This window comes from Bacillus haikouensis, from assembly GCF_013179555.1.
GTDB lineage: Bacteria > Bacillota > Bacilli > Bacillales > Bacillaceae_B > Rossellomorea > Rossellomorea haikouensis_A.
The window spans coordinates 1-3,082 of sequence record NZ_JABMCR010000387.1; the positions used below are offsets into that span (position 1 = coordinate 1).

General features: G+C 47.5%; 3 protein-coding genes and 1 pseudogene. All 4 read left to right on the plus strand.

What is annotated here, in order from left to right; all coding sequences use genetic code 11:
* A pseudogene (locus tag HP456_RS21980) lies at positions 1-199 on the plus strand (histidinol-phosphate transaminase); the annotation flags it as partial.
* Positions 200-811: a flavin reductase family protein gene (locus HP456_RS21985; RefSeq protein WP_172255086.1), complete on the plus strand. Its 612-nt coding sequence runs from the start codon at positions 200-202 to the stop codon at positions 809-811.
* A gap of 6 nt (positions 812-817) precedes the next feature.
* The gene (locus tag HP456_RS21990; protein ID WP_172255088.1) at positions 818-1,801 is read left to right on the plus strand and encodes a fumarylacetoacetate hydrolase family protein; all 984 of its coding nucleotides are present in this window, start codon (positions 818-820) and stop codon (positions 1,799-1,801) included.
* The gene (locus HP456_RS21995) at positions 1,749-2,894 is read left to right on the plus strand and encodes a homogentisate 1,2-dioxygenase (protein ID WP_172255090.1); all 1,146 of its coding nucleotides are present in this window, start codon (positions 1,749-1,751) and stop codon (positions 2,892-2,894) included. Before HP456_RS21990 ends, HP456_RS21995 begins: the two co-directional genes overlap by 53 nt.
* The last annotated feature ends 188 nt before the right edge of the window (positions 2,895-3,082 follow it).

The following is a 3,082-nucleotide window of genomic DNA, read 5'->3' on the forward strand; positions in this document are numbered from 1 at the left end:
GTCGAACTTCATCATGGTGGACACGGGTCTAAACGGTGACCATGTATCTTCCGAGCTTGTCAAAAGGGGTATCCTCGTCCGCTCAGGAACCCTGCTTGGATATCCAAGTACAGTACGGGTCACAATCGGTACAGAGGAAGACAATAAACGATTCGTTTCTTCAATGGAAGAAATTCTAAAAGCAAAAGGAGGGGAGTGAATGGATATCAAACCTCACACCCTTCCTTGGCAGGATGCGTATAAATTAATGATCGGCAGTATTTTACCCCGTCCGATTGCTTTTGTCTCTTCCCTGGATGAAGAGGGAAAGGCGAATCTCGCCCCTTACAGTTTTTTCACTGCGATTTCGGCAGAACCGATGCTTATCTGCTTCTCACCCATGAGAAAAGGAAAAGACGGGAGCAAAAAAGACACTCTCACCAATATTGAAACAACGAAAGAATTTGTCATCAATATTGTGAGCGAAGAATTTGTCGAAGAGATGAATAACTGTGCAATTGAATATGACCGGGATGTGGATGAATTTGAACAAGTCGGTTTAACGAAGAAAGATTCGGTTGCCGTTAAGCCTCCTGGCGTTGAAGAAAGCAAAGTACAACTCGAATGTACGCTGCATCAAGTTCTTCATTTCGGGGATCAGCCGGGAGCGGGAAGCCTTGTCATCGGTAAGGTAGAATACGTCAGGGTCGACGATGAACTCTATTATGACGGGAAGATTGATTCCGATAAATTGAAGCCTGTAGGAAGACTTGCAGGTCAATCGTATACAAAACCGCTGTCCGATTCTTTTGAAATGATTCGAAAAAGGTGAGCAGAGATGAAACTCGTAAGTTTTCTTAAGGGAAAGGAAGTCAGGGCAGGTATTGTTCAAGATGAATTTGTCATCGATCTTCATGAAGCGACCGATGGCGGCCTGCCGAATGATATTCTGTCGTTGATTGAACGCGGAGAGGAAGCGCTGGAGAAAATGGATGGGCTCGGAATTTTTTCAGGGGGAGAAAAAGGGGTATACCCCCTTAAAGAAGTCACACTGAAAGCCCCGATTCCCCGACCGGTCAGCATCCGTGACTTTTATGCATTCGAAGATCATGTCAAGACTGCACGTAAACGGAGAGGCCTGGATGTAGTGCCTGAGTGGTATGAAATCCCAGTCTTTTATTTTACCAATCATCTGGCGGTCAAAGGTCCAGATGAAACAATCACCGGACCGGACGGCAGCGAATGGCTCGATTACGAACTGGAAATTGCCTGTGTAATTGGAAAAGAAGGCCGGAACATCTCCCGGGAAAATGCCGAAGACCATATCTACGGCTACTTCATCATGAATGATTGGAGTGCAAGGGACATTCAGAAGCAAGAAATGAAAGTCGGTCTCGGTCCTGCAAAAGGGAAGGATTTTGCCACATCATTCGGTCCTTATCTGGTGACGAAGGATGAATTGGAGGCATACCGCGACGGGGACCGGTTTGATCTGAGCATGACTGCTAAAGTGAATGGAAAACAATTGTCAAAAGGGAATTACAAAGATATTTACTATACTTTCGCCGACATGGTCGAGAGGGCATCGAAGGACGTGACTCTCTATCCTGGAGAAGTCATCGGCTCGGGAACGGTCGGGACCGGCTGTATCCTCGAGCTTGGGACGGAAACCCACCGCTGGCTGAAGCCGGGGGATGAAGTCGAATTAGAAATAGGTGGACTGGGCGTGCTGCGAAACAAGGTCGCGAGCGCCAGAGAGGAGGAAAACCATGTATTACCGTCAAATGGGGGAAATCCCTCACAAACGTCACACCATGTTTAAGAAACCAGACGGCACCCTTTTCAGGGAACAGGTGATGGGGACGAAAGGTTTCTCGGGGACTCAATCGATTCTCTATCATCATCACCTGCCGACCGGGGTCACCAAGACGGAGTATCTCGGCAGCTATATGCCTGAATTTGAAGAGGATGGCGCGGTACGCCACCGCCACTTCATGACGGACGGGGTGGAAAAGAAAGGCGATGCACTGGTAAGCAGGGAATACCTGCTTGGTAACACCGACCTGTTGATCGGTACTGCATTTGTCACTGAGGAAATGAAGAGCTATTACCGCAACGGCGATGGAGATGAAATGCTGTATATCCACTTCGGTAAAGGGAAAGTGGAAACGATGTTCGGCACGATCACGTATGGAAAAGGTGATTACGTCGTGATTCCGATCGGTACGATTTACCGCGTCGTTCCTGAAGAAGACACGAAGATGCTGATGGTGGAATCCTTCAGTCAGATCACCACCCCTCGACGTTACCGCAATGAATACGGCCAGCTCCTCGAGCACAGTCCATTTTGCGAACGTGATTTGAGAGGACCCGGGAAACTGGAGACTTATGATGAAAAAGGCGAGTTCGAAGTCATCCTGAAATCAAGGGGAGCCCTGCATTCACATGTGCTGGATCATCATCCGCTTGATGTGGTCGGCTGGGACGGCTATTTATATCCTTGGGTGTTCAACATCGAGGACTTCGAGCCGATCACCGGGCGTGTCCATCAGCCGCCTCCGGTACACCAGACATTTGAAGGGCATAACTTCGTGGTATGTTCCTTTGTCCCGAGATTATATGACTATCATCCGGAATCAATTCCTGCTCCATACAACCACAGCAATGTTAACAGCGATGAGCTGCTGTACTATGTGGAGGGGAATTTCATGAGCCGTAAAGGGATCAAGGAAGGCTCGATCACCCTCCACCCAAGCGGAATCCCGCATGGCCCTCATCCGGGGACGACGGAAGCAAGCATCGGCAAAAAAGAAACATTGGAGCTTGCCGTCATGATCGATACATTTAAACCGTTGAAGATCGTCAAAAAAGCAAAAGATGTCGAAGATGAGAAGTATATGTTTACTTGGGTGTAAATATTGTACACTTCTGTATAACTGCGAACCAATCCGATTTGCCTATTGGGCAAACCGGATTGTTTTTTTGTTTAGAGGGATTTTAATTTAGGGATGAGAAATGGCTGACGGAACCGCGTGGGTCTAATGATTTGAAAAAAATGTTAAAAAGCGGGATTAATATAGAGTTCAGCAGGATTATTGAGCAA